The organism is Flavobacterium sp. P3_A6 (assembly GCF_056403035.1).
In genome coordinates this window covers 1-559 of sequence record NZ_JBFUGG010000081.1, presented here as the reverse complement: position 1 = coordinate 559, position 559 = coordinate 1, and the positions used below count along the sequence as shown (strand labels likewise).

Below are 559 nucleotides of genomic sequence, written 5' to 3'. Positions count from 1 at the left end.
GCCTCAGCAACGCCAACCGACGGGCCGCGGGTGTCACGATCGGCGAGGAGGTCGAGGTCGAGCTGGAGCTGGACACCGAGCCCCGCGTCGTCGTCGAGCCGGAGGACTTCGCGCGAGCCCTGGACGACGACCCCGTCGCCCGTGCCGCGTACGACTCCCTGACCGACAGCCGCAAGCGCGAGCATGTGCGCGCCATCGAGAGCGCCAAGAAGCCTGAGACGCGCCGACGGCGTATCGACACAGCCATCGCCACCCTGCGGGGCTGACCCCGAGAGCAAAGCCTCCGGCGGCGATGTCATCGCCGCCGGACGCATCACGCTGCCCGACTCCTCGGCCCCACGTGGTGACCTGCATCGGTTGCTGAGCCCGTCTCTGTCACACCGTGCCGACGGCGAACGTCAGGGTGATGACAGCTCCCCAGGGAAGGAACCACCATGACCACCACGACCGAGACCACCGAAGGCTTCTCCGCCGCCGAGCGCGCCGCCATCAAGGACCGCGCCAAGGAAGTGCGCGCGACGGGCAAGAAGGCCGACGGGCTGAACGACCTGCTCGCGAA

At 69.6% G+C, this 559-nt stretch carries 1 protein-coding gene; it reads left to right on the top strand.

Going from position 1 to position 559, the window contains the following annotated elements:
- Positions 1 to 266 (top strand): YdeI/OmpD-associated family protein (locus AC1DVP_RS21415; RefSeq protein ID WP_477185490.1); only part of this gene is annotated, 266 nt, incomplete at its 5' end.
- Positions 267 to 559: the final 293 nt, after the last annotated feature.